At 67.4% G+C, this 25,293-nt stretch carries 29 protein-coding genes; 11 read left to right on the top strand and 18 right to left on the bottom strand.

Translation table 11 applies throughout. The features are described from left to right. Nucleotides 1-13: 13 nt before the first annotated feature. The 4 genes from OWC43_RS20520 to OWC43_RS20505 all read left to right on the top strand — a co-directional run bounded on the left by OWC43_RS20520 (nt 14) and on the right by OWC43_RS20505 (nt 4,307). Nucleotides 14-403 (top strand): DUF305 domain-containing protein, encoded by a 390-nt coding sequence (locus OWC43_RS20520; protein ID WP_393958085.1) that lies wholly within the window; start codon nt 14-16, stop codon nt 401-403. A gap of 106 nt (nt 404-509) precedes the next feature. Then, nucleotides 510-1,019, top strand: a complete 510-nt coding sequence (locus tag OWC43_RS20515) for a (2Fe-2S)-binding protein (protein ID WP_393958084.1) — start codon at nt 510-512, stop codon at nt 1,017-1,019. Further along, nucleotides 1,016-2,071: an FAD binding domain-containing protein gene (locus OWC43_RS20510; RefSeq protein WP_393958083.1), complete on the top strand. Its 1,056-nt coding sequence runs from the start codon at nt 1,016-1,018 to the stop codon at nt 2,069-2,071. The genes OWC43_RS20515 and OWC43_RS20510 overlap by 4 nt, the downstream gene beginning before the upstream one ends. Continuing rightward, nucleotides 2,064-4,307 (top strand): xanthine dehydrogenase family protein molybdopterin-binding subunit, encoded by a 2,244-nt coding sequence (locus OWC43_RS20505; RefSeq protein WP_393958082.1) that lies wholly within the window; start codon nt 2,064-2,066, stop codon nt 4,305-4,307. Before OWC43_RS20510 ends, OWC43_RS20505 begins: the two co-directional genes overlap by 8 nt. A 204-nt stretch (nt 4,308-4,511) precedes the next feature. Here OWC43_RS20505 and OWC43_RS20500 read toward each other — a convergent pair whose 3' ends face one another. From OWC43_RS20500 to OWC43_RS20445, 12 genes are all read right to left on the bottom strand, one after another. Next, nucleotides 4,512-5,507: a MaoC family dehydratase gene (locus tag OWC43_RS20500; protein ID WP_393958081.1), complete on the bottom strand. Its 996-nt coding sequence runs from the start codon at nt 5,505-5,507 to the stop codon at nt 4,512-4,514. Between the two features lie 280 nt (nt 5,508-5,787). After that, nucleotides 5,788-6,234: a hypothetical protein gene (locus OWC43_RS20495; RefSeq protein ID WP_393958080.1), complete on the bottom strand. Its 447-nt coding sequence runs from the start codon at nt 6,232-6,234 to the stop codon at nt 5,788-5,790. A 3-nt stretch (nt 6,235-6,237) separates the two neighbouring features. Beyond that, the gene (locus OWC43_RS20490) at nt 6,238-6,567 is read right to left on the bottom strand and encodes a flagellar protein FlgN (RefSeq protein ID WP_393958079.1); all 330 of its coding nucleotides are present in this window, start codon (nt 6,565-6,567) and stop codon (nt 6,238-6,240) included. 6 nt (nt 6,568-6,573) lie between these two features. Then, nucleotides 6,574-7,050, bottom strand: a complete 477-nt coding sequence (locus tag OWC43_RS20485) for a rod-binding protein (protein ID WP_393958078.1) — start codon at nt 7,048-7,050, stop codon at nt 6,574-6,576. A 129-nt stretch (nt 7,051-7,179) separates the two neighbouring features. Then, complete coding sequence (locus OWC43_RS20480) at nt 7,180-7,593, bottom strand: hypothetical protein (RefSeq protein ID WP_393958077.1); 414 nt, start codon at nt 7,591-7,593, stop codon at nt 7,180-7,182. Nucleotides 7,594-7,597: 4 nt separating this feature from the next. After that, a complete protein-coding gene (fliR, locus tag OWC43_RS20475) occupies nt 7,598-8,368 on the bottom strand; it encodes a flagellar biosynthesis protein FliR (RefSeq protein WP_137830073.1) in 771 nt (256 codons plus the stop codon). Beyond that, nucleotides 8,365-10,446 (bottom strand): flagellar biosynthesis protein FlhA, encoded by a 2,082-nt coding sequence (gene flhA / locus OWC43_RS20470; RefSeq protein WP_137830074.1) that lies wholly within the window; start codon nt 10,444-10,446, stop codon nt 8,365-8,367. Before flhA ends, fliR begins: the two co-directional genes overlap by 4 nt. Nucleotides 10,447-10,559: 113 nt before the next feature. Continuing rightward, nucleotides 10,560-11,459 carry a cell wall hydrolase gene (locus OWC43_RS20465; protein ID WP_393958076.1) on the bottom strand — a complete coding sequence of 300 codons (900 nt, stop codon included), beginning with the start codon at nt 11,457-11,459 and terminating at the stop codon, nt 10,560-10,562. Nucleotides 11,460-11,599: 140 nt separating this feature from the next. Continuing rightward, complete coding sequence (locus OWC43_RS20460) at nt 11,600-11,857, bottom strand: hypothetical protein (RefSeq protein WP_393958075.1); 258 nt, start codon at nt 11,855-11,857, stop codon at nt 11,600-11,602. A gap of 185 nt (nt 11,858-12,042) precedes the next feature. After that, nucleotides 12,043-14,709: a pyruvate, phosphate dikinase gene (gene ppdK, locus OWC43_RS20455; RefSeq protein WP_393958074.1), complete on the bottom strand. Its 2,667-nt coding sequence runs from the start codon at nt 14,707-14,709 to the stop codon at nt 12,043-12,045. A 229-nt stretch (nt 14,710-14,938) separates the two neighbouring features. Then, nucleotides 14,939-15,091 (bottom strand): DUF3096 domain-containing protein, encoded by a 153-nt coding sequence (locus OWC43_RS20450; RefSeq protein WP_393958073.1) that lies wholly within the window; start codon nt 15,089-15,091, stop codon nt 14,939-14,941. 28 nt (nt 15,092-15,119) lie between these two features. Then, a complete protein-coding gene (locus OWC43_RS20445; RefSeq protein WP_393958072.1) occupies nt 15,120-15,776 on the bottom strand; it encodes a L,D-transpeptidase in 657 nt (218 codons plus the stop codon). A 188-nt stretch (nt 15,777-15,964) separates the two neighbouring features. On the opposite strand from OWC43_RS20445, the gene OWC43_RS20440 reads away from it, so the two are divergent. After that, a complete protein-coding gene (locus OWC43_RS20440; RefSeq protein WP_393958071.1) occupies nt 15,965-16,408 on the top strand; it encodes a VOC family protein in 444 nt (147 codons plus the stop codon). Between the two features lie 12 nt (nt 16,409-16,420). Here OWC43_RS20440 and OWC43_RS20435 read toward each other — a convergent pair whose 3' ends face one another. Both OWC43_RS20435 and OWC43_RS20430 read right to left on the bottom strand, forming a co-directional pair. Continuing rightward, on the bottom strand, nt 16,421-16,867 hold the full coding sequence (locus OWC43_RS20435; RefSeq protein WP_137830081.1) for a Crp/Fnr family transcriptional regulator: 447 nt from the start codon (nt 16,865-16,867) through the stop codon (nt 16,421-16,423). Between the two features lie 93 nt (nt 16,868-16,960). After that, a complete protein-coding gene (locus tag OWC43_RS20430; protein WP_393958070.1) occupies nt 16,961-17,155 on the bottom strand; it encodes a hypothetical protein in 195 nt (64 codons plus the stop codon). A 208-nt stretch (nt 17,156-17,363) separates the two neighbouring features. Here OWC43_RS20430 and OWC43_RS20425 point away from each other — a divergent pair, with 208 nt between their 5' ends. Continuing rightward, complete coding sequence (locus OWC43_RS20425; RefSeq protein WP_091950803.1) at nt 17,364-17,552, top strand: general stress protein; 189 nt, start codon at nt 17,364-17,366, stop codon at nt 17,550-17,552. 66 nt (nt 17,553-17,618) lie between these two features. Here the strand turns inward: OWC43_RS20425 and OWC43_RS20420 are convergent, their stop codons facing one another. Then, a complete protein-coding gene (locus OWC43_RS20420; RefSeq protein ID WP_393958069.1) occupies nt 17,619-18,131 on the bottom strand; it encodes a MarR family winged helix-turn-helix transcriptional regulator in 513 nt (170 codons plus the stop codon). Nucleotides 18,132-18,249: 118 nt separating this feature from the next. Between OWC43_RS20420 and OWC43_RS20415 the strand changes: the two genes are divergently transcribed. Continuing rightward, on the top strand, nt 18,250-19,029 hold the full coding sequence (locus OWC43_RS20415; RefSeq protein ID WP_137830084.1) for a DUF1499 domain-containing protein: 780 nt from the start codon (nt 18,250-18,252) through the stop codon (nt 19,027-19,029). 1 nt (nt 19,030) lies between these two features. On the opposite strand, the gene OWC43_RS20410 is transcribed toward OWC43_RS20415, so the two are convergent. Together OWC43_RS20410 and OWC43_RS20405 are read right to left on the bottom strand one after the other, a co-directional pair. Further along, on the bottom strand, nt 19,031-19,972 hold the full coding sequence (locus OWC43_RS20410) for an MBL fold metallo-hydrolase (RefSeq protein ID WP_393958068.1): 942 nt from the start codon (nt 19,970-19,972) through the stop codon (nt 19,031-19,033). Between the two features lie 83 nt (nt 19,973-20,055). Then, nucleotides 20,056-20,925 (bottom strand): DUF2865 domain-containing protein, encoded by an 870-nt coding sequence (locus OWC43_RS20405; protein ID WP_393958607.1) that lies wholly within the window; start codon nt 20,923-20,925, stop codon nt 20,056-20,058. A gap of 889 nt (nt 20,926-21,814) precedes the next feature. On the opposite strand from OWC43_RS20405, the gene OWC43_RS20400 reads away from it, so the two are divergent. After that, nucleotides 21,815-21,991 carry a DUF1328 domain-containing protein gene (locus OWC43_RS20400; protein WP_003599466.1) on the top strand — a complete coding sequence of 59 codons (177 nt, stop codon included), beginning with the start codon at nt 21,815-21,817 and terminating at the stop codon, nt 21,989-21,991. A gap of 140 nt (nt 21,992-22,131) precedes the next feature. Here the strand turns inward: OWC43_RS20400 and OWC43_RS20395 are convergent, their stop codons facing one another. Beyond that, nucleotides 22,132-22,569 carry a DUF3429 domain-containing protein gene (locus OWC43_RS20395; protein ID WP_137830087.1) on the bottom strand — a complete coding sequence of 146 codons (438 nt, stop codon included), beginning with the start codon at nt 22,567-22,569 and terminating at the stop codon, nt 22,132-22,134. Between the two features lie 255 nt (nt 22,570-22,824). Here OWC43_RS20395 and OWC43_RS20390 point away from each other — a divergent pair, with 255 nt between their 5' ends. The 3 genes from OWC43_RS20390 (at nt 22,825) to OWC43_RS20380 (ending at nt 25,257) form a co-directional block, all read left to right on the top strand. Continuing rightward, the gene (locus OWC43_RS20390; protein ID WP_393958067.1) at nt 22,825-24,150 is read left to right on the top strand and encodes a chloride channel protein; all 1,326 of its coding nucleotides are present in this window, start codon (nt 22,825-22,827) and stop codon (nt 24,148-24,150) included. A 70-nt stretch (nt 24,151-24,220) separates the two neighbouring features. Then, nucleotides 24,221-24,400, top strand: a complete 180-nt coding sequence (locus OWC43_RS20385; protein WP_137830089.1) for a DUF1328 domain-containing protein — start codon at nt 24,221-24,223, stop codon at nt 24,398-24,400. A 17-nt stretch (nt 24,401-24,417) separates the two neighbouring features. Next, a complete protein-coding gene (locus OWC43_RS20380; RefSeq protein ID WP_393958606.1) occupies nt 24,418-25,257 on the top strand; it encodes an SDR family oxidoreductase in 840 nt (279 codons plus the stop codon). Nucleotides 25,258-25,293 lie beyond the last annotated feature (36 nt).

Here is a 25,293-nt window from a genome sequence, read left to right as displayed (position 1 = left end):
AGTTTGCCTGCCCATGAAAAGCCTGCCGATCCTCGCCGTCCTCGCCGCCGCTTGCGGTGTGGCCACCCTCGCTCTCGCCGAGGGCTCCCATCACCACGATCACGGGACGACGTCCTCATCCAGCAAGGAGGTCGAGACCCCCGCCACCCGTGCCTTCCGGAAGGCCGACGCGCAGATGCACGGCGACATGGCGATCCGCTACACCGGTGATGTCGACGTCGATTTCGTGCGCGGCATGATCCCCCATCACCGGGGCGCCGTCGCCATGGCGAAGGTGGCCCTGGAGCATTCGAAGAACCCGGAGATCCGCAAGCTCGCGGAGGAGATCGTTCGTTCGCAGGATGGCGAGATCGCCTGGATGGAAAAGTTCCTGAAGGAGCGAGGCGTCACCCAACCGCGCTGACCGCCGCGGACGGGACTTCGCCGGCCGGCCTGCGACCGTTTCGCACTGCACTGGCCGAGTTCCTCACATGGGCTAATTGAAATGCTTCCAGATTGGGAGCCGACCCATGGGACAGCACGACAGCCTCACCGTTTCGCTGCGCGTCAACGGCGAGCCTCACGACATCGCCCTCGACGACCCGCGGGTGACCCTTCTCGACCTGCTGCGGGAACGCCTCGGACTCACCGGATCGAAGAAAGGCTGCGACCGCGGCCAGTGCGGTGCCTGCACCGTGCTGGTCGATGGACGGCGGGTGAATTCCTGCCTCAGCCTCGCGATCAGCCTCGACGGCTCCGAGATCACCACCATCGAGGGTCTGGCCCAGGGTGACGTTCTTCATCCGGTCCAGGCCGCCTTCATCGCGCATGACGGCTTCCAGTGCGGCTTCTGCACGCCCGGCCAGATCATGAGTGCCGTCGGCCTCATCCGCGAGGGACATGCGGGCGACGATCCCGAGCGGGTGCGGGAAGCCATGAGCGGCAATCTCTGTCGCTGCGGCGCCTATATCGGCATCACCGAGGCCGTACTCGACGCGCAGGCCAGGATGGCGTCCGACCGCCAGGGAGAAGCCGCGTGAACCGCTTCGACTACGTTCGCGCCCAGACCGTCGCGGAAGCCGTGTCGGCGGCGTCCGAGCCGGGTGCGGCCTACCTCGCCGCCGGGACCAACCTCCTCGACCTGATGAAGGGCGGCGTCACGCGACCCAATCGGCTCGTCGATGTCACGCACCTGCCCGATCTCGATCGGATCGAGCGCCTGCCCGACGGTGGGTTCCGCGTCGGCGCCCTCGTGCGCAACAGCGACCTCGCCTACGATCCGACCTTTGCGAAGGCCCATCCCTCCGTGGCCGAGGCCCTGCTGTCGGGGGCGTCGGCGCAGTTGCGCAATGCCGCCACCGTCGCCGGCAATCTGATGCAGCGCACGCGCTGTCCGTATTTCTACGACCCGGCTAGCGCCTGCAACAAGCGCGAGCCCGGCGCGGGTTGCGAGGCACGGGGCGGCGAGACGCGGCTTCACGCCATCCTGGGCTGGAGCGAGCACTGCATCGCGACCCACCCGTCGGATTTCTGCGTACCTCTGGTGGCCCTCGATGCCGAGGTCGAGATCGCGGGCCATGAAGGAACGCGAAAAGTCTCGCTCGACGCCTTCCATCGCCTGCCGGGCGATGCACCGCAGCACGAAAGCGTGCTGACGCCGGGCGAATTGATCGTCGCCCTTCACCTGCCGGCCGCTTCGGCAGCGTTCGCCGGCCATTCCCGATATCTGAAGATCCGCGACCGGACCTCCTACGCCTTCGCCGTCGTCTCGGCCGCCGCATCCCTACGCCTCGATCACGGACGGATCGTGGAAGGCCGTCTCGCTCTGGGCGGCGTCGCCTTGAAGCCCTGGCGGGCCCGAGAGGCGGAAGCCGTGCTGGCCGGGGCCGAGATCTCCGAGACCCTGTTCCGGCAGGCGGCGGACGCGGCGCTGGTCGCGGCCAAGCCCTCCGGCGACAATGCCTTCAAGATCGAACTCGCCCGCCGGCTGATCGTGCGCACCCTCGCGCGCGCCGCCGCCGGGACGCCGGCGCGCATGCCCGCGCTGCCGGCCTCCGCCTTCGCCTCCGAGAAGGACACGCTCCATGCCTGATATCGCTTACGAGCAGGCCCGGCACGGGTCGAGCATCGGCCAGCCGCTGACCCGACGCGACGGCTTCCTGAAGGTCACGGGCGGCGCGACCTTCGCCGCCGACAATCGTCCCGAGGGGATGCTGCACGCGGTCTTGGCCGTGAGCCGGATCGCCAAGGGGCGCGTCGTGCATCTCGACATCGCGGCGGCCGAGGCCCATCCCGGCGTCGTCGCGGTGATGACGCCGCAGAACGCCCCGAAGCTCGCCGCCGATCCGGACGCCAAGAACGACCCCTTCACCTTCCGGCTCGATCTCCTTCAGAACGATCGGGTTCGCTACGCGCATCAACCGATCGCCGTCGTGATCGCCGAGACGCTGGAAGCCGCCACCGAAGGCGCCGAATTGCTGGCGCCCCGCTACGAGACCGAAGCGCCCCGCATCGGCCTCGATACCGCCGAGCCTCATAAACCGCAGGCTGTCGGAGCGGGCGACAAGACGGCCGCCACCAAGGGCGATATCGAGGCCGGTCTCGCGGGAGCCGCGCGGCGGATCGAAGCCGTGTATGAAACGCCGGCGCAGTACCACAACGCCATGGAGCCCCACGCCATCGTGGCGCAGTGGGACGGCGACCGCTTGACCGTGGACACGCCGAGCCAGGGCATGGCGATGGCGACGATGCGGCTCGCCGGTCTCTTCGGGATCGATCCCAAGAACATCCTGGTCCGTTCGCCCTTCCTGGGCGGCGGCTTCGGTTCCAAAGGTTTCCTGTCAGGCCCGCAGGTTCTGGGCGTGATGGCGGCCAAGCTCGTCGACCGGCCCGTCAAACTCGTGCTGCGGCGGGAGCAGATGTTCGGCCCCGTCGGCCATCGGGCCGAGACGCGTCAGACCCTGCGCCTCGGCGCAGACGGGTCCGGCGCCCTGACCGCCCTCGACCACCATACGCTCACCGCCACCAGCAGCCACGACGATTTCTACGAGCCGGCGAGCGCGCTCTCGCGCTATCTCTATGCGGCACCGACGCTCTCGACGACGCATTCGGGTGTGCGCGTCGATACCGGGACGCCGCTTTTCATGCGCGCCCCGGGCGAGGCGTCGGGGAGCGCGGCCTTGGAAGCCGCCATCGACGAGATGGCCGAGGCCTGCGGCGTCGATCCGCTGGTCTTCCGCCAGATGAACTATGCCGAGGCCGAGCCGATTTCCGACCGGCCGTTCTCGTCGAAGGCCCTGCGTGAGTGCTACGAGCAGGGAGCCGCGCGCTTCGGTTGGGAGCGCCGCTCGGCGGCGCCGCGCTCCATGCGCGACGAGGCCGGGCGATTGATCGGGTGGGGCGTCGGCACCGCCCTGTTCCCCGCCCTGATGATGCAGGCGGAAGCCCGCGCCGAGATTCGTGCGGATGGCAGCGGTGTTGTCGCCATCGGCGCCCACGACATGGGACAGGGGGCCTGGACGGCGCTCGCACAGATCGCGGCGGATGGACTGGGTCTCGATCTGGAGCAGCTCGATTTCAGGAGCGGCAGCTCGGATCTGCCGAACGGCGGGATCGCGGGCGGCTCGGCTCATACGGCAACGGCGGGTTCGGCGATCCACGCCGCCGCCGCCGCCGTGCTGGCGCAGCTCTCGGACTTGGCCACCAACGACGAGAACTCGCCCCTCTTCGGTGCCGGCAATGCCGGCGTCTATGCCAGCAAAAGCCGCTTGATCCGTCGCGACGACGTGAGCCGCAGCGAATCGTTCACGGATATCCTCGCGCGTGCGGGGCGCGCGTCGATCTCGGCGTCCGGCAAGGGTGCGCCCGATCCGGCCGCCCGGGAATCCTATGCCATGCATGCCCACGGGGCGGTCTTCGCGGAGGTCAGCGTCGATCCCGATCTCGGACAGATCCGGGTGACGCGGCTCGTCGGGGCCTTCGCGGCGGGACGGGTCGTCAATCCCCGGTTGGTGACCAGCCAGTATTACGGCGGCATGATCTGGGGTGTCTCGTTCGCGCTCCACGAGAACGCGGTGGTCGATCCTCGCACCGGCCGGGTGATGAATCCCAATCTCGGCGAGTACCACGTGCCGGTGAATGCCGATGTACCCTCGATCGAGGCGATCCTGGTCGAGGAGAACGATCCGCACGTGAACCCGCTTGGGATCAAGGGTGTCGGCGAGATCGGCATCACGGGAACGGCAGGCGCCATCGCCAATGCGGTCTATCACGCGACCGGCGTGCGCGTCCGCAAGATGCCGATCACCCTCGACAAGCTACTGGGGTGAGATTTCGACCATAGTATTGGCCGGAGAGGTCGGAGACAACGTCAAGAAAGTTGTCTTTGAGATTATTTCAGAGCACCGTACTGTATCAATAATTCGGTACGGTGCTCTCAATGCGGTTGTTTCAACGTGCCGCGCGCCCTTGACTGGGCCTGACGGGACGAATCGGGCGAACCTGTCGATCAATGCGCAGCCGCCCTGCGACCTTCAGCGAGGCCGTTCCCACTGCCAGAACACCGATCCGGTGAATTCGAAGACCGGTTCGCCGCGCTGATTTTTTGCTGTGTTGTGGTGCGTGGCGATGCCCCAACCGGGTCGTGAGGCCGAGGCCCGCCGGTCGGTCAGTTGGCTGGCATAGGAAATGGTATCGCCGGCATAAACCGGGCGCAGCCAGCGCATATCCTTGAAGCCCGGCGATGGACCGAGTTGCGGCACCGGACCGGAGCGGGCGGTGAAGGCGACATCGCGGGCGAAGGTCGCGTGCAACCGCTTCATCCAAACGGCCGCTGTCTGCCAGCCAGACGCACAGAGACCACCGAAATGCGTGGCGCGGGCGGTTACAGGATCGAGGTGGAAGACCTGGGGATCGTATTCCTTGGCAAAACCGACGATGGAATCGGCCCCAAAACGATGGGCGCCGAGATCGCGCACGTTGCCGATCTCGGCCTCGGCGAGAAACGGGAAGTCCCGAGCCTCCTCGGCCTCAGGCAAGGGCGTCACCTCCACGTCCGTTGTGACCGCCCGCGGCTGCGGCACCGCTCCCGCGCGGGCGAACATCACCGCGAAGGCCTGGGTCATCACCCGGTCGCCGGACGCATTCGTGAGCGTCATCGACAGGCGGGCGAAGCCGCGATCCGGTTTCGAAGCCGAGGCTCGGACCTCCTCGACACGAACGACGGCGCTCAATTGGTCACCAGGCAAGACCGGCCGGATCCAGCGGAGGGCGTCGATGCCCGGCGAGCCCATCGAGGTGGAGCGCGAGATCAACGCCTCGGCGAGCAGCCGCATCCCGAAGGCCGCCGTCTGCCAGCCGGAACCGATCAGGGTGCCGACGAAGGTGTCCCTCGCCGCGGCCTCATCAAGATGGAAGGGCTGCGGATCGTAGTCCCGCGCGAAGGCGACCATCGCCTCGCGGGTCACCGTGATGGGACCGGCCGTATATTCCTGACCGGGAGCGAGATCGTCGAAGGTGAGAAGAGCCATGGCCTGCCGTGCGGCGTGACGGGTCCGCGCCGGGCTACCATGCCGCGTCGGATGGGTGCCAGTGCGCCGCGCTGTGCCGCGAGGAGCCCGATCCGTGCCGCCCATTCGCTAGACCGATCGAGAGTCCCAGGGGCAGCTCTGGGACGGAGCGTATTCCGCCCGCCGATCAAGACGAACCTCGCGGGCTGAAACCTCAGCCCGATGCTGTCAGGAGCCAGTTAAGGCAGGCCGTATCGGCTGGGCCGATCTGCTCCGCGCGCACCATCACGGCCACAGGCCCCTACGAGCGCACCTCGCGCTTGGCGACGAAGTTCAGCTCATCGACCAGCACATCCTTCACCACATCGGAACCCAACCGCTCGTTGACCTTGCTGCGGATCTGGGCGAGGCGCCCATTGATGTCGTACCGAGCCAGCTTTCTGAAATCGATCGTGGTGTCGCCGTAGATCTGGCGGAACGTCTCGTCGACGACGAAGGCGTTCGGCGAGACGGGCAGCGTGTGCATCAGCTTGGCATCCGCCGTGAAAACCAGCACGGCGACGATGTAGCCTTGGACCTTCCCATCGGCCACCATCGGAATGTTGATGGGGGCGAGCTTCTGGTACTGGAGGCCCTCCAGATACGGCTCGGTCGACTTCTTGAAGAAGCCTCCGCCGTAGGTCACGGCCGCGTAACAGGAGGCGATGGTGACGGCGCAGATCCACAGGCCGCTGACGAGGACGCGCATGGTTCAGCGTCCGGGATGCGCCGAATAGGTGCCGTCGGAATCCGCCGCCCGCAGCGTCGCGGCCAGCGTGTCGCCGATCTCTTCCACGGCCCGCAGATGCCGAGCCACAGCTTCCTGGTTGCGCGCCAGCTTGTCGTGGAGCCGGGCCAGGACGATGCCGGTGGCGGCGTCGATCTCCTCGGCCGGAACCGAACGGGCGAGACGCGTCAATTCGAGGAGGCTCTGGCTCTTGGCGCGATTGACGGCTTCCAGATCGATCGCGGCGTTGAGCGTGAGGGCCTCGGTCTCGGCCTCGATGGTGGCTTCGAGGCGCTTGAGGGATTCGAGCAGCATGGCGTGTCAGACCTTTCCGGCGACGCCCGTCGCCGCGGGAGAAAGCGTCGGTGCCCGAGTCGGTTGGGAGGCCTCCAGCATCCGGGCGATCCCGATGCCGCCGGATTTGGCGATCTGCTGACCGATTTGCTCGGCGAGCATGGATTTCCAGAGATTGCCGGTATGGCCCTTGCCGTAGATCGCCTCGGCCTTGTCCGGCAGCATCGTCTCGATGAATTGCTGAAGAACCTGCCCCTCGAACTTGCGGTAGGGATCGGAGGCTTCCTTCAGCGTCGTGTCGTTCTTGAGGTTCGTGAGCGTGCCCCTGGCATCGAGAGGCATGTGGAGGCTGTAGCCTACGTCACGGGCCGCCTCGGCCGCGATGCCGGCGAAGGCCGCTGGATCGCCGGGTTGCGAGAGCTTGGCCGCGGCCTCCTGATACCGCGCCGGATCGGCGGCACGGGCGACGTCCATCACGATGTCGGAGGGAGGGGTGATGCTCATCGCGGCAAAGTCCCTGGCAGCTGTCTTGAAACTGCGCCTCATCGCGGGCCTGCTGCCCGCCGCGGGCTGTCGTCGCCACCCCTCGAAGCGGGGAGGGGAAAGCACGCGGACGACCCTAGCGCCGCTGGCTTACGGCAGGCTTGCGTCGCGGCGTTGGGCCAGCCCGTCGAGGCGCTCGATGCCTTCGACCCGCTCGCGCTCCTGCCGCAGCAATTCGGCGACGCGCTCGGTGCCGCGTTCCGCCCGCTTCTGGGCGAGGCTCTGTTCACGCACGGCCTCGGTCTGTCGGGCAGCGGCCTCCTCCAGTTCGGTGGCGCGGGCAGCGAGCGACCTCAGACGGCGATTGGCGGCTTCGAGGAAGAGATGACCGTGGCTGTCTCCGCCGAGGGCTGCGAGCAGGGCGGCGCGATTCTCCTCCAAGGCCGCAGCATCGCGCTGGATCGCCGCCAGCTCCCATTCGGCCGCGCGGCGCATCTGCGCCTGAACGGCGCTGAGGCGCTCGGCGCGCTTGAGACGCTTGTTCAGATCCCCGGTCGCGGCCATGGCCTCAGCCGCGCCTCAGCCAGGCGGCGTATCCCGCCAGGAACTGGGTCACGAGTTCGTCCGCGACGCTGTAGAGCAGGATCAGCGCCCCGAACATGATGAACGGCGTGGCCACGAAGTAGACGGGAATCGTCGGCGTCAGCTTGTTCACGAAGCCTGCCGCGAGGTTCACCGCCACGGCGTAGATGACGAACGGGGCCACGATGCGAAGGGACAGGGTGAAGGCTTCGCCGATCTGATCGGTGATGCGGACCAGCGCCGTCTGCGTGCCGAGACCCTCCCCGGGTGGGATGCGGGAATAGGAATCGACCAGCCCGCGAAACAGCTCCCAATGCAGATCGGCGGCGAACATCAAGGCGACCGCCGAGAAGACGATGAACGACTCGACCGCCGGAACCGCCTCGGTGCCCTCCACCGGAGTCCCCGGCATGCTGCCGAAACCGACCATGGTCGAGGCCGCGTTCAGGACGGTCTCCAGCACGAAGACGAAGATGCGGCCGAGAAAGCCGATCATCAATCCGGTGAAGGTCTCGCTGGCGATCCAGGCCAGAGTCTCGGTCGGCGCATGGCCCGTCACCTTGGTCTGGAACAGCGGCAGCAGCAGCGGCGTCACGGCGAGGGAGACGCCGCCCGCCACCAGTAGCCGCACCTGCGCCGGCACCCGCGGGCTCGACAGGCCGGGTACGATCAGCAGGCAGGCGCCGACGCGGCAGAAGATCAGGAAGGTCGCGAGAAAGGCCTCGCCGCCGACGAGGCTTCCCGCCAGGGCCATCATGAGATGGTGCCCAGGGATTTGATCTCGACGCCGCGGGCGATCTCGAGATGCGAGAGCACCGGCAGGGTCGGGAAGATGCGCTCGACGATCATGCGGATATAGGGCCGCGCATCCGGTGCCACGACGAGGGCGAAGCTGTGGACTTGGCGCATCCGCTCGCGGATCGCCTCGCCGGCCTCGGTGCCGAATTGCTCGACGAGGCGGGGATCGATGTCGAACTCGATGACCTCGCCCTTCGCGTCGCGCTTGAGGGCTTGATGGAAGGTCAGGTCCCAATTGGCCCCGAGGCGCAGCACGTGCAGCGTGCCGTCCTCGGCGAGATCGCCGCAGATCTGCTGCGCCACCCGCATGCGCACATGCTCGGCGATCTGCTCGGCCCGGCGGGCATGGGGCGAGATCTCCGCCACCGCCTCCAGAATGAGGTGCAGATTGCGGATCGAGACGCGCTCGGACAGCAGCAATTTCAGAACCGCCTGCAGGCTCGAATGCGAAATCTGCGATGGGCTGATCTCATCGAGCAGGCGCTTGTATTCGGGATCGAGCCGATCGAGCAGCGCGCGCATGTCCTTGTAGGACAGGAACTGGGGCAGGTTGTTGCGGATGACCTCCGAGAGATGGGTCAGCAACACCGAGGCGCCGTCGATCGCCTCGAAACCGGCGCGGCGGACCTCGGCGGCATAGGCATCGACCACCCAGAGCGCCTTCATGCCGAAGGCGGGCTCGCGCACCTCCTCGCCTGGCACGTCCGGGCGCGGTCCCTCGCCGACGACCACGAGGAGTTCGCCCGGCCGCATTTCCTGGGTCGCCGCAACGGTCCCGTGGATGCGGATCTGGTAGTGTTTCGCCGGCAGGGTCAGGCTGTCGGTCAGCTTGATCTCGGGGACGACGAAACCGTACTGGCGCGCAAACTTGCGGCGCATCTTGGCGACGCGGTGCTGCAACTCCGTGTGGCTCGTCTGAATCTGCGCCGAGACCTGACGGCCGAGACACAGCTCGATCTCCGGGGTCTTGAGCTGCTCCTTGACCGAATCCTTGGCCTCAGCCTGCTTCGCCTCGGCCTCGAGTTGGGCCTTGGCGGCGGCGAAGGCGGTGCGGGCGGCTTGGCGCTTCGGGATGGTGATCGCCACGAAGCCCATCAGGCCCGACAGCGCGACGAAGGGGAGGAACGGCAGGCCGGGGACGAGGGCGAACATCAGCATCAGGGCGGCGGCCACCATCAGGGCGCGGGGATAAGCGCTGAGCTGACCGAGCACGGCCTCTTCCGCAGTGCCGCGGGTGCCCCCCTTCGAGACGAGAAGACCGGCGGCGAGGGAGACGATCAGCGCCGGGATTTGCGACACGAGGCCGTCGCCGACCGACAGCTTCACGAAGACATCCGCCGCCTGACCGAGCGGCATGCCGTGGCGGGTGGTGCCGATGATGACGCCGCCGAACACGTTGACCGCGATGACGATGAGCGACGCCACCGCCTCGCCGCGCACGAATTTCGAGGCACCGTCCATGGAGCCGAAGAACGCGCTCTCCTCCTCCAGTTCGCGGCGGCGGCGCTGCGCCTCCTTCTCGTCGATCAGCCCGGCATTGAGGTCGGCGTCGATCGCCATCTGCTTGCCGGGAATAGCATCGAGCGTGAAGCGAGCGCCCACCTCGGCGATACGGGTTGCCCCCTTGGTGATGACGAGGAAGTTCACCGTGATCAGGATCACGAAGACGACGATTCCGATGACGAAATCGCCGCTCATCACGAATTGCGAGAAGCCCTGGATGACGTGGCCGGCGGCGTCGACCCCCTTCTGACCGTTCGCCAGGATCAGGCGCGTGGTGGCGATGCCCAGGGCCAGCCGCAGCAGGGTCGCGATCAGGAGGACGGTGGGGAAGGCCGAGAATTCGAGGGGCTTCTGAATCCAGAGCGCCACCATCAGGATCAGCACCGACAGCGCGATCGAGAAGGCGAGGCCGATATCGATCAGTACCGCCGGAACCGGCAGGAAGAGAACCGCCAGGATCGCGACGATGCCGGCCGCGAAACCGAAATCCCGCCGTGACCGCTTCTCCGGGACGAGCGCCTCGCTCACCGCCATGTCGACACCGCTGCCAGCCTCATGGAGCGGTCATGGCCGAGCAAGCTTGCGTGGGGATGGGGGGCGGACCCGGCGAACGGGAGGCGCTCAGCCCAAGTTTTCGTCGCGGTTCGTCAGGTCTGGTTCGGCTTCAATTGGTAGAAGATGTGCCGGCCGATCATATCCTTGCGCTTGAGGCGACGGGACCAGCCCGGCTTCACGTAATCGGCGTGGTAATGCGTCGCCCCGCCGACTTCGCTGAGATAGGTCCGGCCCTCGATCACGGCGCTGGCGATGCGGGTCGCCGTCTGCCACGAGCCGGCATCGGTGATGCGCAGCGACTTGCCCTCGCAGGCGAACGAGAACTGGCATCCCATGAAGCGATGGCGGTTCTGGTAGACGACGCCGCAGACGCTCTGCGGATAGAGGCCGCTCTTGACGCGGTTGAGCACCACTTGGGCCACCGCGGCCTGTCCCTCCTCGGGCTCGCTGCGGGCTTCGAAATAGACGGCCTCGGCGAGGCAGCGCTGCTCCTTGTCCATGGCCTCCGGCCCGATCAGATCGGCGTAGCGATGCTTGGCGTCGGGGGCGGCATCTTCCGGTTCGGTGGCCGGCGCACGGTCGAGGCGCGGCGAGAAGCCCGGCATGACGAGGCTGCCGGCGGCGACCTCGATCGGTGTCGCGTCGGCCGGCGCGGGTGTGACGGAGGAAAGGGCCACCGCGCGGGGCACGGCAGGGGTCGATCCGTCGGAATCGGCCAGGGACGGCTGAGTGCCATCGTCCGGATCGCTGTCATGCGTCGAATCCGGCGTGGCAACGATGCCCGCGGCGATCATGTCGGAAGTCCAGGCCGAAGGGAGACCGCCTGTCGTGGTGACGTCGTGATCGTAGAGGCGCTCCGGCGGCATGGTCGTGTCCGTGCCGGCCGTGGCCGTGAACGAAATCAACAGGCCGCTCGCGAGCATCCACGGCACCACGGCCGAGACGATGAAGCGCGGCCCAAGGCCCAGTCCTCGAACGCGTCTCGTACGCAACGCCGACATCCCACGCTCATGCCAGGCCCGGGGATCGCAGCGTAGCGCACGCAGCAATCACCGTTCCCCATCAGCGTCAGTTTAATCGCGAACGTGGTTGCCGGACGGTTAAGTCCCGGCCGCGATCCGAGGAGAACCTGTCAGCGGGACGGCTGTCCGTGCCGCGCGGCAAAGCCGCCGACGACGATCGTCAGGTAACCGACCTGCCCCTGGGCTTCGACGATCATCCGTCCGGCCTGGCGCTCGCTGCGGTCCGCCAACGCGAAACCGAGCCCGAGCAGCCCTGAAGCGGTGACGAGGCTCGCCAAGATCCAGAGGAAGGCGTGCTGCATGGCCCGCGGGGACGGCGCAACGGTGCGCGCGTCGAGAAGGGCGATGGGGGAATCGGGATGGGGCATGTGGCAAGTCCCGCGAGGACCCGGACCAAACGAAAGGCCGGCGCTCCCGCGCGTAGACTCCCGCTAGCATTGAACGCGCCAGCACGACACGGGTTCACGCCGTCATCCGCAAAAATATTGCGTAGCTTCGTGTCCCTGAGCCGGCAAAGGCGTCCCGGAGGCTCCACTCCGGGACGCCGAGCCTTTTACTCGGTCTTGCCGAGCGCCGACTGCGCCGCGGCGAGGCGGGCGATCGGAACGCGGAAGGGCGAGCAGGACACGTAGTCGAGGCCGACTTCCTGGCAGAAGCCGATCGAGGCCGGATCGCCGCCGTGCTCGCCGCAGATGCCGAGCTTGATGTTCGGACGCTGCGCGCGGCCGCGCTCCGTCGCGATCTTCACGAGTTCACCCACGCCTTCCCGGTCGATCGATACGAACGGGTCGACGGCGAGGATTCCCTTCTGGGTGTAGGGCCCGAGGAAGGTCGCGGCGTCGTCGCGGGAGATGCCGAGGGCCGTTTGGGTCAGATCGTTGGTGCCGAAGGAGAAGAACTCCGCCGTCTCCGCGATCTCGCCGGCCTTTAGCGCCGCCCGCGGCAGCTCGATCATCGTGCCGACCTGATACTCGAAGGTCGCGCCCGTCTCCTCGGCCACCGCCTTTGCCATCGCGTCGATGCGCGATTTGACGATGTCGAACTCCATCCGGGTGAAGACCAGGGGAACCATGACCTCCGGGGTCACCGGGGCGCCGGTATCCTTGGCAGCCTGCACCGCGGCCTCGAAGATGGCGCGGGCCTGCATCTCGGCGATCTCCGGGAAGGCGATGGCCAAGCGACAGCCGCGGAACCCGAGCATCGGGTTGTGCTCGGACAATTCGCGAGTGCGGTGGCGGATCTTGTCCTCGCTCACGCCCGTCGCGGCCACGACCTCCTGCACCTCCTCGTCTGTATGCGGCAGGAACTCGTGCAGCGGCGGGTCGAGCAGGCGGATCGTGACGGGCAGGCCCGACATGATCGTGAACAGCTCGACAAAGTCCTGGCGCTGATAGGGAAGGAGCTTCGCCAAGGCGGCGCGGCGGCCCTCCGCATCGTCGGCCAGGATCATCTCGCGCACCGCGACGATGCGGTCGCCCTCGAAGAACATGTGCTCGGTGCGGCACAGGCCGATCCCTTCCGCGCCGAACTTGCGGGCGGCCCGGGCATCGGCGGGGGTGTCGGCATTGGTCCGCACCTTCATGGTGCGGACCGCGTCGGCCCATTCCATCAGCGCGGCGAAGTCGCCCGACAGCTCCGGCTGGAGCATCTTGACCTCGCCGTGGATCACCTGACCGGTCGAGCCGTCGATGGTGATGACGTCGCCCGCCTTCAGGGTGACGCCGCCGACCGTCATGGTCTGCGCCTTGTAGTCGATGCGGATCGAGCCGACGCCGGAAACGCAGGGCTTGCCCATGCCGCGGGCGACGACCGCCGCGTGGCTGGTCATGCCGCCGCGCGTCGTCAGGATGCCCTCGGCGGCGTGCATGCCGTGGATATCCTCCGGCGAGGTCTCGATGCGCACGAGGATCGACTTGCGCTCGGCCTTGCGGGCGGCCTCGGCAGCTTCGGAGTTAAACACGATCTCACCGACCGCCGCACCCGGCGAGGCGGGGAGACCCGTGGCGATCACCTTGCGCTCGGCATCCGGGTCGATGGTGGGGTGGAGCAGCTGATCGAGGGCACCGGGCTCGATACGCTTGATCGCCTCGTCCTTGGAGATCAGACCCTCGCCCGCGAGTTCGACGGCGATGCGCAGAGCCGCCTTAGCGGTGCGCTTGCCGTTGCGGGTCTGGAGCATCCAGAGCTTGCCACGCTCGATGGTGAACTCCATGTCCTGCATGTCACGGTAGTGCTTCTCCAGCACGCCGTAGATGCGGGTCAGTTCCGCGAAGCTCTCGGGCATCGCCTTCTCCATCGAAGGCTTGTCCGAGTTGGCCTCGATGCGGGCCTTCTCGGTGATGTCCTGCGGGGTGCGGATGCCCGCCACCACGTCTTCGCCCTGCGCGTTGATCAGGAACTCGCCGTAGAGCGCGCTCTCGCCGGTGGAGGGGTTGCGGGTGAAGGCAACGCCGGTCGCCGAGGTGTCGCCCATGTTGCCGAACACCATGGCCTGAACGTTCACCGCCGTGCCCCAGCTCTCCGGGATGCTGTTCAGCTCGCGGTACTTCTTGGCGCGCGGAATCATCCACGAATCGAACACGGCGCCGATGGCGCCCCAGAGCTGGTCCTCGGGCTTCTGCGGGAAATCCGAACCGTGCTCGTCGCGGACGATCTTCTTGTAGACGCCGATCAGGTGCTTCCAATCGTCGGCCTTCAGCTCGGTGTCGAGGCTGAGATTCTTGCTGTCCTTGTAATGCTCCAGGGCCTCCTCGAAGGCGTGGTGCTCCACGCCGAGCACGACGTTCGAGTACATCGTGATGAAGCGACGGTAGGAATCGTATGCGAAGCGCTCGTCGTCGGCGTCCTTGGCCAGGGCCTCGACGGTCTCATCGTTGAGGCCGAGATTCAGCACCGTGTCCATCATGCCCGGCATCGAGGCGCGTGCGCCCGAGCGGACCGAGACGAGGAGCGGCTTCTCGGCATCGCCGAAGCGGCGGCCGGTGAGGGCACCGACCTTCTCGAGCGCGGCCTTCACCTCCTCGGCGAGTTCCGACGGATAGGTCTCACCGTGCTGATAGTAGTAGGTGCAGACTTCCGTCGTGATGGTGAAGCCGGGCGGCACCGGCAGGCCGAGGTTCGACATCTCGGCGAGGTTGGCACCCTTGCCGCCGAGGAGGTTGCGCATCGACGCCTCGCCCTCGGCCTTGCCGTCACCGAAGGAATAGACCCATTTCGTCATCAGGCTCTCCGCTCGACGGATGGCGCGAACGCTCTTCCAATTCTCGTTCCGTCTGGCTCATATCGCCCGAACAGAACATGAAGGCCGCCAACGGGGCGCCCGAGAAGCATTCTAACGCATCGTTCCCGCGGGCGTGGCGCATCTGATCCCGCAGCGCAAGAAGAAGCTTTGCACTGCGCACAGACGCTGGTGACGAAGAGAGCCGTCTGTCAGAGGCAAGACCGGCGGGTCAGGTGAAGGACTTCAGCACGCCGAGCCCGATCAACCCGACCGCGATCAGGTAGATCGCCACGATGTAGTTCAGGAGCCGCGGCGCGATCAGGATCAGCACGCCGGCCACGATGGCGATGATGGGCTGAAGGTGGGAGATCGTGATCGTCATGGGCATCCTTCGCTGGTCGTAAGGCCGATCACGCGCGGTACTTGCCGCCGCGCTTCACCAGCACCCGTGTCCCCACCGGCACCCGCTCGTAGAGATCGACGATGTCCTCGTTGAGCATGCGGACGCAGCCGGACGACATCTGTTCACCGATGCTCCAGGGCTCGTTGGTGCCGTGGATGCGGAACAGCGTGTCGCGGCTGCCCTGGTAGAGATACAGGGCGCGGGCACCCAACGGATTGTCGACGCCGCCCTTGCGAGAGCGGTCGATGTCGGGATTGAGCGACACCATGGTGGTGGTCGGCGTCCAGTCGGGCCACACCCCCTTGCGGGCCACGCGCGCCTCCCCCTTCCACGAGAAGCCGAGCTTGCCGACGCCGACCCCGTACTGGATCGCACGCCCCCCCTCCTGCACCAGGGCGAGCTGGCGCTTGTCGATATCCACCACGATGGTGCCCGGCGCCTCGGGGCCGGCATAGGCGACCTCCTGGCGGCGGTATTTCGGATCGAGCCGGGAGGTATCGACCAGCGGCACGTCGTGCGGCTTGTCCGGCATGGTGCCGATATACCAAGCGGATTCGTCGTCCAGGGCCGCCATCGAGCCGGGGCCCGTGGATTTGCAGGCCGCGAGCGGCAGGAGGCAGAGGGCGGCGAGCAGGGTCCGGCAGGTGGACAGGCGGGCGGTCATGGCCACTCCGTTGCGGGCACCGGGGAACGGGCGTCGAGGAAACGTCATGTTTCATGACTAGCCCCAGCCGGGCCGTTCGGGTGTGACCTCCGGGCCGCATGGCGGCGGGAACGCGCCCAACCGGGCGCCTCGCCGAGGGACGGCCTCGCATTATCTTGATGGCCGATCGCTTCCCGGAGTTGCGCGTGATGCCCGAAACCGAGACCCTGACCGTCGAGGATGCTCCAGCCGACGCCCTCGCCCTCGCACCCGCGATCCATCTCGATCACTGCGTCATCCACGTCTCCGACTGGGAACGCGCGACCGCTTTCTACCGCGACGTCCTCGGCGCGGAGGTGATCCCTGCGGGAAAGGGCGTCGCCTTCCGCTTCGGCGGCGTGCAGCTCAACGTGCACGGCCCCGGCCAGATCGGAACGCCGCGGGCGGAGAAGCCGGTCATGCCCGGCGGCAGCGATCTGTGCTTCCGTTGGTCGGGATCGATCGAGGAGGCGATGGCGCATCTGGCCGCCCAAGGCGTGGCGGTCGAACTCGGGCCGGTCGAGCGCCAGGGGGCGGCGGGGGCCGGCATCAGCGTGTATTTCCGCGATCCCGACGGGTCGCTGATGGAGTTCATCACCTACCCGACGCCGTGAGCGGCTCGGCGCCTAGCCGCCGCCGCGCTCGGCCAGCCGCTGATTGGTCTGTTCCAGGCGCAACGCCAAATCCCGCATCACCGCGATGCCGATCTGGGGGAACTGGGCGAGCAACTCGAGAAACACGTCGCGGTCGATGCGCAGGGCGGTCGTCGCGCTGTTCGCGGTGACCGTGGCGGAACGGGGCTGATCGGCCAGGATGCCCATCTCGCCCACCAGCGCATTGGCGCCGAGAAGGGCGAGCGGGACCGGTCCGTGCGGGCCGTCGATCGTCACAGCCGCACCCCCTTCGAGGATGAGATAGGCGGCGTCCGCCGCCTCGCCCCGTGCGAAGACGAGCTGTCCCTCTTCGAAATGCACCCGCTCGCTGGTGAAGGCGAGGAGCTTGAGGCGCGCGGTCTCGACCTCGCGGAACAGCGGAACCTGCCGCAGCGACGTCACCTCGTTGTCGAGGGTCATTGCTTCCTCCGATCCGCCGCCAGAAGCGGCGTAGGAAAGCGCCGCGCCTAGACGCGTGCGCAGACCCTGTCAAAGCCGACGCTCCCGCACACCCTAGTCGCGCCGTTTCGTGGCGAGCCCGATCTCACCCGGCGCGGGCGGCTCGCGCTTGGCGCTGGCATTGGGCTGGGGCGAGTCGATCGGCTCCTCGCGCGTCGTCGGGGTGCAGCTGTCTTCCGGGGCCGGCCTCGGTGTCGAGGGTACCTGTTGCGCCCGCGAGGGCTTGGCCGCAGCGTCAGGCTTTACCATATTCCGATTGGTCATTTCCGGTGTCCTCCGGAGGTGATGGGGCCTGTGCAAGGCCTGTTCACAAGTCTGCGCAAATCCTTGTCTCAGCGCTCGTAACGTCTGGACTGGACTGGGGTTTCGCACTCGACCGTGATCGATACGGCCAAGGAACCATCGATTGCGCTGAAGGTTGAGAAACGTGTGAAGAATCGAGCCTGAGGAGGCGTCAATGGCAACTGGAAACTCGACCTCGAAGCGAGGTTTCGCGTCGATGAACATCGAGCGTCAGCGCGAGATCGCCAGCAAGGGCGGCCGTTCCGTCCCGGCGGAGAAGCGGTCTTTCTCGCAGGACCGCGAACTCGCTTCGTCGGCTGGCCGCAAGGGCGGACAATCGACCGGCCGCACCGGCGAAGCCTGATCCGGCAGGGGGGCGCGCAGCGCGCGCGACGCGCCGTGCCACCCCGGTCGACGATAACCAGAAACGTCAGTGATCTTCGACAGGCGCCCCCGGCGTCTGTTTTTGTTTGTCCGGCCCCTCGGCATCGGCACGTGCCAAGGCCCGCCATTTCAGGACCAGAGCCTCGAAGCTCTCGAGTTCCCGCCCCGTGAATTGCCCCAGGGTTCGCGCCACGTAAGCCGCCTGCGCTTCGATGCCGCGGGTGGCGAGAGCGGCGCCGGCAGGCGTCAGGTGGAGGGCGTGCGAGCGCCGGTCACCCGGTATCGGCCTTCGCTCGACGAGGCCGGCTTCGACCAGACGATCGATCAGGCCGGAGACATTGCCCTTCGTCACGTAGAGCCGTCCGGCCAGTTCCTGCTGGGTCAGACCCTCCCGCTCGGACAAGGTTGAGAGCACGTCGAATTGCGGAATAGAAAGACCGGTCTCACGCAACTCCGCCGCGACCGCCGCGGTGACGCGACGGCCGAGGCGGATGAAGCGAAACCAGACGCGCAGCGGATCGGGCTCGCCGCTCGGCTCGGGACGGGGGGGCTGCGACATGCTGCGTCAAGCTATAGCAGAGCGAAGTCCGGCGGGCAGCCGAGTGGCGCGGTCCGCCCCCAGGCGATACAAGTCGACTTCGACCACCGCCTCCTGATCCAAGGTCACGCTCCCGGCGATGCGCCGTCACATCCTCGACGAACCGGTGACGCGCGCGGGGCGCTACGCCCGCACGCTCGCGATCTTCTCGTTTCTGGTCACCGGCATGGCCGTGCTGATCGTGCGCAGCCCGTCCGCCGACGCGATGCCGGCCCTCGCCGTTCTCGGCAGCGGCGTGGCTCTCTCGCTCCTGGCGGTCGCCTTCGCCCTGTTCGCCTTCGTGCGGGTGTGGCGGGAGGGCGCGGGCGGCCTCGGCGCGGCGCTGGGTGGGCTGTTCGTCGCGAGCCTCGTGCTGGCCTACCCGGCCTACGCGGCCCTCAAGGGTGTGCGCCTGCCGGCGATCACCGACGTCTCGACCGACACCGAGCGTCCGCCCAGCTTCTCCCGCTCGCGCCAAGCCTTCGCGGCGCGCGAGGGCCGCTATCCGCCCGATCCCGGAGCAAAGGCCAGGGAGCTGCAGCGGGCGGCCTATCCGCAGATCGCACCGCTGACACTCGACGTCGAGGCGGATCAGGCCTTCGAACTGGCGCGCAAAGCGGCGGTGAATCGGAAGTGGCAGATCGTCGAGGCGATCCGCCCCGGCGGCCGCATGGGCAATGGCCGGATCGAGGCCGTAGCCCGCTCCCGCCTGCTCAACTTGGCCGCCGACATCACCGTCCGGGTGCATCCGCGGGCGGACGGCGCGCGGATCGACGTGCGCTCGGCCTCGCGGATCGGAACGCGCGATCTCGGCGATAACGCCGATCGCATCCGCTCCTACCTGGATGAGGTCGCCAACCTCGCCATCGCGCTCAAATAGGTCAGGCGGGCCGGAAACGGCCATCGATGAGCGGTGCCCCGTCGGTGACCACCAAGCCGCGCTCCACCAAATCCTCGAGATGGGCGAAGACCGAGAGCCCGGCTGCGCCCAGCAGCTTGGGGCTGAGTCCCTGATAGATCGCCCCGACGATGGTGCGGATGTCCTCGTCGCCCGCAGCCAGTCGTGCCCGGATCGCCGCCTCCCGCTGGCGCCGATGGGCCGCGAGGCCACGAACGAACCGGCGCGGATCCCGGACCGGCCCGCCATGGCCGGGCCAGTAGATCACCTCGTCGCGCGCGCGCAGGCGATCCAGCGACGCCATGTAGGCGCGCATCGAGCCATCCGGCGGCGCGACGATCGAGGTCGACCACGCCATCACATGGTCGCCGGAGAACAACGCTCGCTCTTGCGGCAGAGCGAAGGCGAGATGGTTCATGGTATGGCCGGGGGTCGCGATCGACGTCAGTGTCCAGCCGTCGCCCTCGTAGCTCTCGCCGTCCGCCAATTCGCGATCCGGGCGATGATCCCGGTCGGCGCTGGCGTCGAGCATCGGCAACTCGTTCTCCGCCAAGTCCCGCGCCGCACGGTGAGGTCCGCAGCCGATGATCGGCGCGCCGGTCGACGCCTGGAGCAGGCGTGCCCCCGGAGAATGGTCGCGGTGGGTATGGGTGACGACGATGACGTCGACCCGCTCGGGACCGAGATCGGCGAGCAATGCCGCGATGGTTCCGGGATCGGCCGGTCCCGGATCGATCACCGCAACACGACCCCGTCCGACCACGTAGCTGCAGGTCCCGCTGGCCGTGAACGGGCCGCCATTGGGACAAATCCGCCGTCGCACCAGCGGGCTCACCGATTCCATCTGCCCGGCGGCGGGCAGGGCGGCATCGAAGCCGGGGGAGGGGGCGGACGCGTCCGGCGCCTCTTCGTCGTGTCGGCTCATCAGGGGCTTCGGCGAGATTCGGATCGCGGGGACTCGGAGATGCCGCCTACGATAGCCGGCGGCATTCGCCAAATGCGATACTTTCACTGCCCGTACGGAGAGGGGGCGACCACCCGCACCGATGTGAAGCCTGTGCCCGCTCCGGGCAGTTCCGAGAAGCCGGTGACATATCCATCCGCGCCGGAACGGTCGATCCGAACCTCGGCGATCTGGATTCGGTGGGCGCGCTGATCGGCAAGCCGCAGGACCTGTCGGAAAGCGGCGGCCTCGGCATTCCGGCGGATCGCGCCGACCCGCCCTTCGATCGAGCGACGCCGCTTCTCGGCGATCTCCGCCTCGCGGTAATCGGTCAAAACCGGACCGTTCGGGGTGAGGGCCGTCACGACATCGGCGCTGTCCTCGGTGGCGAACACGTCCCCTTCCCGCACGGTACGATCGTCGCCCGGACCAAGCAGGCTGCCCGATGCGGCGGCGGGGCGGCAGGCGCATTCGGCCACGCGGGTGCGCCGGTAGAGACCCGCGTAAGCGGCCAAGCGATACGATTGGCCAGTCAGACTGACGGCCTGTTCGTAATCGGCCCGGCCCGAGGCCAGGGTGAAGAGCTCCGTACGGGCGCCGGGACAAGCGGCGGCACAGGCCGCTTGGTGGATCGGCAGGTCGGCAGCGTCACGAAGCCGACCGACAGGGAAAGGGAGGCCATCGCAGAGGCGCACGCAGACCGTCTGCGTGCCTTTCAGCGCCGGGGGGCCGAACCCATGGGTCGCTGCGGTCAGCGCCGGGCGCGGCGTGCGGGCACGAACACGCTGAGTCGGTTGCGCGAGCGAGGGTCCGGTCCGAAGCGTCCGGGCATCGGGTAACGACGCGTAACGCCGCTGTGCTTTGGGCGAGATCGTAACGGGCGCCGCAGCCACGGGGGTCGGCGTCTTCGGTGCTCCGAACAACGCATCGAACATCTCGGTCAAAAGACTGCGCTCGGAGGCCCGCACCAACGAGGTCGTTGCGCCTAAGCCGATCATCCCCAACGCGAGACCGAACACGGCGCGTCTGGACACAAGACGGAGTCTGCTCGGGAGCCGCGAACGGGAAGGCGTCCGGCCCCACGCTCCGGGCGCACGTTTGCCGAAAGCCATGTCTGTCCCGCTCCCGATACCGCGCGTCGGAGGCAAATCTTCACGCGCCGGGGCAGCTATGAACGCCCGCGCATGAGGGACAATTGCGGGAAATCACCGAGTTTTCCGCCCGAGAGATCGTATCGGTGAAACCCACACAACGCGCCAGGGCCAAGCTCTTGTTCCGGCACAGCTAACGGGATCGCTGCACGACCGATCCACTCGACATCGAAGACAATCGGATGTGGATGATGACCCTTGAATACGAAACGCCGCTCGATGGGGCGGCGCCTCAGATCTCCGTGCCCGACGTCGGCCGATTCAACGCCGCCGGCCGGTCTTGACGCGTACGGGGATCGGCTGAAGTACCGGCTGTGGCGTGAGAGACGAGAGCCGCTCAATGGCGGCATGCACGGCTTTCGCGAGAGCGGACTTGAGAGATCCCGGCTTGGTCTGTGCAGGCACGCCGAACGCCTCCTTCGGAAATCCTTGAGGGCCATCGCCCCTGAGGGCCATCGACAAATACTTGGTGACGAACGGCCCGTCACGCCACCCGGTTCCGCCCGGCATTCCGCCGCAGCCCTCAACCGCCGGGTACCGACGTGGCCCCAGAAAATCGTGTGGGCGGAGACGGAACCCGCACCGTCAAAAGGAACTGATGGCGAAACCTTGACGTTATTGCGGTCATGAGGCTGCTGCAGATGCCGCGCCAGTTCTTGGAAGGAAATCTAAAATGCTCGGTTGGGCCGTTACATTCCTCGTAGTCGCCCTGGTTGCCGCCCTGCTGGGATTCGGCGGCATTGCCGGCACTGCCATGGAAGCCGCGAAGCTCGTGTTCTTCGTCGCGATCGTGTTGTTCGCCATCTCTGCCGTGATCGGCCTGATGCGCGGCCGCTCGCCGACGCTTTAAGTACACCTGATCAAGTGCCGCCGCGGTCCGATCTCCGCGACGTAATTTGATTGATGGAGCCCTCGGCGGACCCGAACTTGGGTCAGGCCGGGGGTTTTTCTTTGAACGCTTGCGGTCGTCTTGCATTCCGCAGACCGCCGTCACGCCGCCACGAGCAACGCCGCTCCGGCCACGCCGGAAAGCGCCAAGCGCAACCGGCTCATCCAGTTCGGCACCATTCCTCGGCGGGCGAGATCCTGGTCGACGAAGCCCCAGAGCAGCACCAGCGCGCCGAGCATGCGCAGGTCCCAAGGGCTGGGGGCAGCCAGGGCCGCCCAGGCCAGGAGGGACGGGACGATCGCCAGAAGATAGTCCGGCCAACCGGCGCCGCGGGCCGCGGCGACCCCCCAACGGATACCGCCGAGAAACGACGCGATCACGGCTCCGTAGGCCGACAGGATCGTGCGCGGCGAAAGGCCGATCGTACCGAGCCCGCCGTCGGACCCACTGACGGCGAGGGCCGAAAAACCGATGAAGGGAATCAGTCCGGCAATACCGAGGAGAACTGCGCTCATCGGAACCGTCGTCAGCCGCGACATGCCGTCTCCCGGTTGTTGCTCGTACATCGCATTGCCGACCCGTTCGCTCGCGGGTCCATCTCGGAAGCGCAGCGCCTACTCACGCAGATCGGACCGCGTCCCGCAACCGGGACCATTTGCTGCACCGCAAGAGATGGGCTGTGAGTCCGCGACGCATCCATCCCCTTTTCGCGTACCGAAGCATGGCGGTGGATGACGCAGCACGGCAAGATCGCCGCGAACCAGAAAGTGACGTGTTCCTGATACCGGATCTCGATGGTGCTGCGTCCCTCCGCCCTGCGTTCCGCCCTCCGCCGCCTGCGCAGGCCCCCGGCGGATGTCTGGACCATCTGGCGCCGTCGCGCTCTGTTCTTGGCGGGAGGCATCAGCGTCGGGCTTGCCGCCGTCTTGATGGCCTGGGCCGCGGATGCCGCTCAGGCGGGATTCCACGGCCTTCTCGACCTGTCCCCATGGCTCGCCCTGATCATCTGCCCGGCAGGCTTCGGTTTGGCGGCTTGGCTGGCGCGGGCGGTTTTCCCCAACTCGCAGGGATCCGGCATCCCACAAGTCATCGCCGCCCGCGCCCTCGATGATCCGGAGGCCCGCCACGCCCTGGTCTCGCTCAAGGTCGCGGCCGGCAAGGTGACCGTGATGGTGATGGGTCTGCTGTGCGGCGCATCGATCGGTCGAGAGGGGCCGACCGTGCAGGTTGGGGCGGCGATCATGGCGGCCTTCGGGCGGCTCAGCCCGGAACGGGCGCGCGTCCTGTTGCTCGCGGGCGGCGCAGCCGGCGTGTCGGCAGCGTTCAATACCCCGCTCGCCGGCATCGTCTTCGCGATCGAGGAATTGGGTCGCGCCTATGACAGCCGCGGCAGCGGGCTCATCGTCGCCGCCATCGTGACCGCCGGCCTGACTTCCTTGGCGATCCTGGGCGACTATACGTATTTCGGGACGAGCGAGGCGAAGCTCTCGCTGGCCACCGGCTGGCTCGCCGTGCCGCTCGTCGGTGGGGCAGGGGGATTGCTCGGCGGATTGTTCAGCCGCACCGTCATTGCCGTCGCCCGCGGCCTTCCAGGCAGGATCGGGGCTGGAATCGCCCGATACCCAATTGCCTTCGCCACCCTCTGCGGACTCGGCGTCGCACTCTGCGGGCTCGCCTCCGGTGGCACGATCTACGGCACCGGCTACGAGGAGGCGCGGGCGATCCTGCACGGCGAAAGCCAAGCCCAAGCTGATTTCGCGCCGCTCAAATTTCTGGCGACGCTGCTCTCCTCGATCAGCGGGATCCCGGGCGGCCTGTTCGCACCGTCCCTCGCCGTGGGCGCAGGACTCGGTGCGGAGGCCGGCCTTCTGCTGCCCCAAGTCCCGATCGGGGCGCTCGTGCTGATCGGCATGGTCGCCTACCTGACCGGTGTGCTCCAAGCCCCGATCACGGCCTTCGTCATCGTCACCGAGATGACCCAGAACCACGCGATGATGATTCCGCTGATGCTGGCGGCGCTCATCGCCGATGCGGTGTCGAAGTCGGTATGCCGCGGCGGCCTTTATCACGCGTTGGCCGAGGTGTTGGTATTGCGGGCCGCGACCGTGCCGGAACGATAATCGTCAGCGGACGGAACGCCGCAGGCTCTGCGACGATTATCGCGACGCTTACGCTTCGGAGTTTCGCGTCATGACCCTTCTGAAATGGGCCCTCATCGCCTTCGTGATCTCGCTGGTCGCCGGTGCCCTCGGCTTTACCGGCATCGCCTCCGGCGCCAGCTCGATCGCCCGCATCCTGTTCGGTCTCTTCCTCGTCCTGGCGATCGTCATCGTGGTCATCGCCCTCGCCGTCGGCCAAGCGGTGTTCTGATCCCCGTGAGCGCCGCTCTGCGCGGGCGCGTCGCCCTCGTCACCGGCGCGACCTCCGGCATCGGGGCCGAAACAGCTCTCGGCCTCGCTCGTCTCGGGGCGCGGGTCGGGATCGTCGGACGCGATCCCGACCGGACCGAGGCCGTGGTTGCCCGTATCCGCCGCGAAGCGGGCGCCCAGGCCGATGCGTTCGTTGCCGATCTTTCCGAGCAGGCAGCGATCCGTCGTCTCGCGACGGAGGTCAAAGGCCGTTACTCCGCCCTCAATATCCTCGTGAACAACGCGGGCGCGATCTTTTCCGATCGCCACGTCACGGCGGACGGATTCGAACGAACCTGGGCGCTCGATCATCTGGCCTACGTGCTGCTGACGCACGAACTGATGCCCTGCTTGTCCGCCGCGTCGGCGGCCCGGATCGTCAATGTCGCCTCGGCCGCCCATACCCGCGGGCGCATCGATTTCGACAATCTGGACGGTGCCCGGCGCTACGCGGCGATGCGATCTTACTGTCAGGCCAAGCTTGGCAATGTGCTGTTCACCTATGCCCTGGCGCGCCGTCTGAGCGGGACGACGATCACCGCCAATGCGGTCCATCCCGGTGTCGTGGCCAGCGGCTTCGCGGGCAACACACACGGGCTGCTGCGCCTCGCCTGGGGCTTGATCCGCCCCGTATTAATCACACCGGAGAAGGGCGCCCGCACTTCTCTCCATGTCGCGTCCTCACCCGCGGTCGCGAGCGTGAACGGTCGCTACTTCGTGCGATGCCGCGCAATCGCATCATCGGCGATGAGCCGGGACGAGGTGCTGCAGGAAAGGGTCTGGACGCTGAGCCGCCGGCAGGTCGGCATAACGGACTGATCGGCAGCGGCTCCGCGGGGCCGCGCCCCCTTACGG

The sequence above is a fragment of the Methylorubrum sp. POS3 genome, from assembly GCF_043352485.1.
Classification (GTDB): Bacteria; Pseudomonadota; Alphaproteobacteria; order Rhizobiales; family Beijerinckiaceae; genus Methylobacterium; species Methylobacterium suomiense.
This window is presented reverse-complemented; position numbering and strand designations above follow the sequence as displayed.

What these genes read in the sequence shown, in the direction of transcription:
- OWC43_RS20405 (WP_393958607.1), bottom strand. Translation starts at nt 20,925, where the DNA reads ATGTTCGATGCGTTGTTCGGAGCACCGAAGACGCCGACCCCCGTGGCT.
- OWC43_RS20480 (WP_393958077.1), bottom strand. Translation starts at nt 7,593, where the DNA reads ATGGCCGCGACCGGGGATCTGAACAAGCGTCTCAAGCGCGCCGAGCGC.
- flhA (WP_137830074.1), bottom strand. Translation starts at nt 10,446, where the DNA reads ATGGCGGTGAGCGAGGCGCTCGTCCCGGAGAAGCGGTCACGGCGGGAT.
- OWC43_RS20440 (WP_393958071.1), top strand. Translation starts at nt 15,965, where the DNA reads ATGCCCGAAACCGAGACCCTGACCGTCGAGGATGCTCCAGCCGACGCC.
- OWC43_RS20495 (WP_393958080.1), bottom strand. Translation starts at nt 6,234, where the DNA reads ATGCGCGTCCTCGTCAGCGGCCTGTGGATCTGCGCCGTCACCATCGCC.
- OWC43_RS20445 (WP_393958072.1), bottom strand. Translation starts at nt 15,776, where the DNA reads ATGACCGCCCGCCTGTCCACCTGCCGGACCCTGCTCGCCGCCCTCTGC.
- fliR (WP_137830073.1), bottom strand. Translation starts at nt 8,368, where the DNA reads ATGATGGCCCTGGCGGGAAGCCTCGTCGGCGGCGAGGCCTTTCTCGCG.
- OWC43_RS20385 (WP_137830089.1), top strand. Translation starts at nt 24,221, where the DNA reads ATGACCCTTCTGAAATGGGCCCTCATCGCCTTCGTGATCTCGCTGGTC.
- OWC43_RS20450 (WP_393958073.1), bottom strand. Translation starts at nt 15,091, where the DNA reads ATGACGATCACGATCTCCCACCTTCAGCCCATCATCGCCATCGTGGCC.
- OWC43_RS20420 (WP_393958069.1), bottom strand. Translation starts at nt 18,131, where the DNA reads ATGTCGCAGCCCCCCCGTCCCGAGCCGAGCGGCGAGCCCGATCCGCTG.
- OWC43_RS20410 (WP_393958068.1), bottom strand. Translation starts at nt 19,972, where the DNA reads ATGAGCCGACACGACGAAGAGGCGCCGGACGCGTCCGCCCCCTCCCCC.
- OWC43_RS20395 (WP_137830087.1), bottom strand. Translation starts at nt 22,569, where the DNA reads ATGTCGCGGCTGACGACGGTTCCGATGAGCGCAGTTCTCCTCGGTATT.
- OWC43_RS20485 (WP_393958078.1), bottom strand. Translation starts at nt 7,050, where the DNA reads ATGAGCATCACCCCTCCCTCCGACATCGTGATGGACGTCGCCCGTGCC.
- OWC43_RS20520 (WP_393958085.1), top strand. Translation starts at nt 14, where the DNA reads ATGAAAAGCCTGCCGATCCTCGCCGTCCTCGCCGCCGCTTGCGGTGTG.
- OWC43_RS20415 (WP_137830084.1), top strand. Translation starts at nt 18,250, where the DNA reads ATGCGCCGTCACATCCTCGACGAACCGGTGACGCGCGCGGGGCGCTAC.
- ppdK (WP_393958074.1), bottom strand. Translation starts at nt 14,709, where the DNA reads ATGACGAAATGGGTCTATTCCTTCGGTGACGGCAAGGCCGAGGGCGAG.
- OWC43_RS20505 (WP_393958082.1), top strand. Translation starts at nt 2,064, where the DNA reads ATGCCTGATATCGCTTACGAGCAGGCCCGGCACGGGTCGAGCATCGGC.
- OWC43_RS20490 (WP_393958079.1), bottom strand. Translation starts at nt 6,567, where the DNA reads ATGCTGCTCGAATCCCTCAAGCGCCTCGAAGCCACCATCGAGGCCGAG.
- OWC43_RS20500 (WP_393958081.1), bottom strand. Translation starts at nt 5,507, where the DNA reads ATGGCTCTTCTCACCTTCGACGATCTCGCTCCCGGTCAGGAATATACG.
- OWC43_RS20430 (WP_393958070.1), bottom strand. Translation starts at nt 17,155, where the DNA reads ATGGTAAAGCCTGACGCTGCGGCCAAGCCCTCGCGGGCGCAACAGGTA.
- OWC43_RS20460 (WP_393958075.1), bottom strand. Translation starts at nt 11,857, where the DNA reads ATGCCCCATCCCGATTCCCCCATCGCCCTTCTCGACGCGCGCACCGTT.
- OWC43_RS20390 (WP_393958067.1), top strand. Translation starts at nt 22,825, where the DNA reads ATGGTGCTGCGTCCCTCCGCCCTGCGTTCCGCCCTCCGCCGCCTGCGC.
- OWC43_RS20435 (WP_137830081.1), bottom strand. Translation starts at nt 16,867, where the DNA reads ATGACCCTCGACAACGAGGTGACGTCGCTGCGGCAGGTTCCGCTGTTC.
- OWC43_RS20515 (WP_393958084.1), top strand. Translation starts at nt 510, where the DNA reads ATGGGACAGCACGACAGCCTCACCGTTTCGCTGCGCGTCAACGGCGAG.
- OWC43_RS20425 (WP_091950803.1), top strand. Translation starts at nt 17,364, where the DNA reads ATGGCAACTGGAAACTCGACCTCGAAGCGAGGTTTCGCGTCGATGAAC.
- OWC43_RS20400 (WP_003599466.1), top strand. Translation starts at nt 21,815, where the DNA reads ATGCTCGGTTGGGCCGTTACATTCCTCGTAGTCGCCCTGGTTGCCGCC.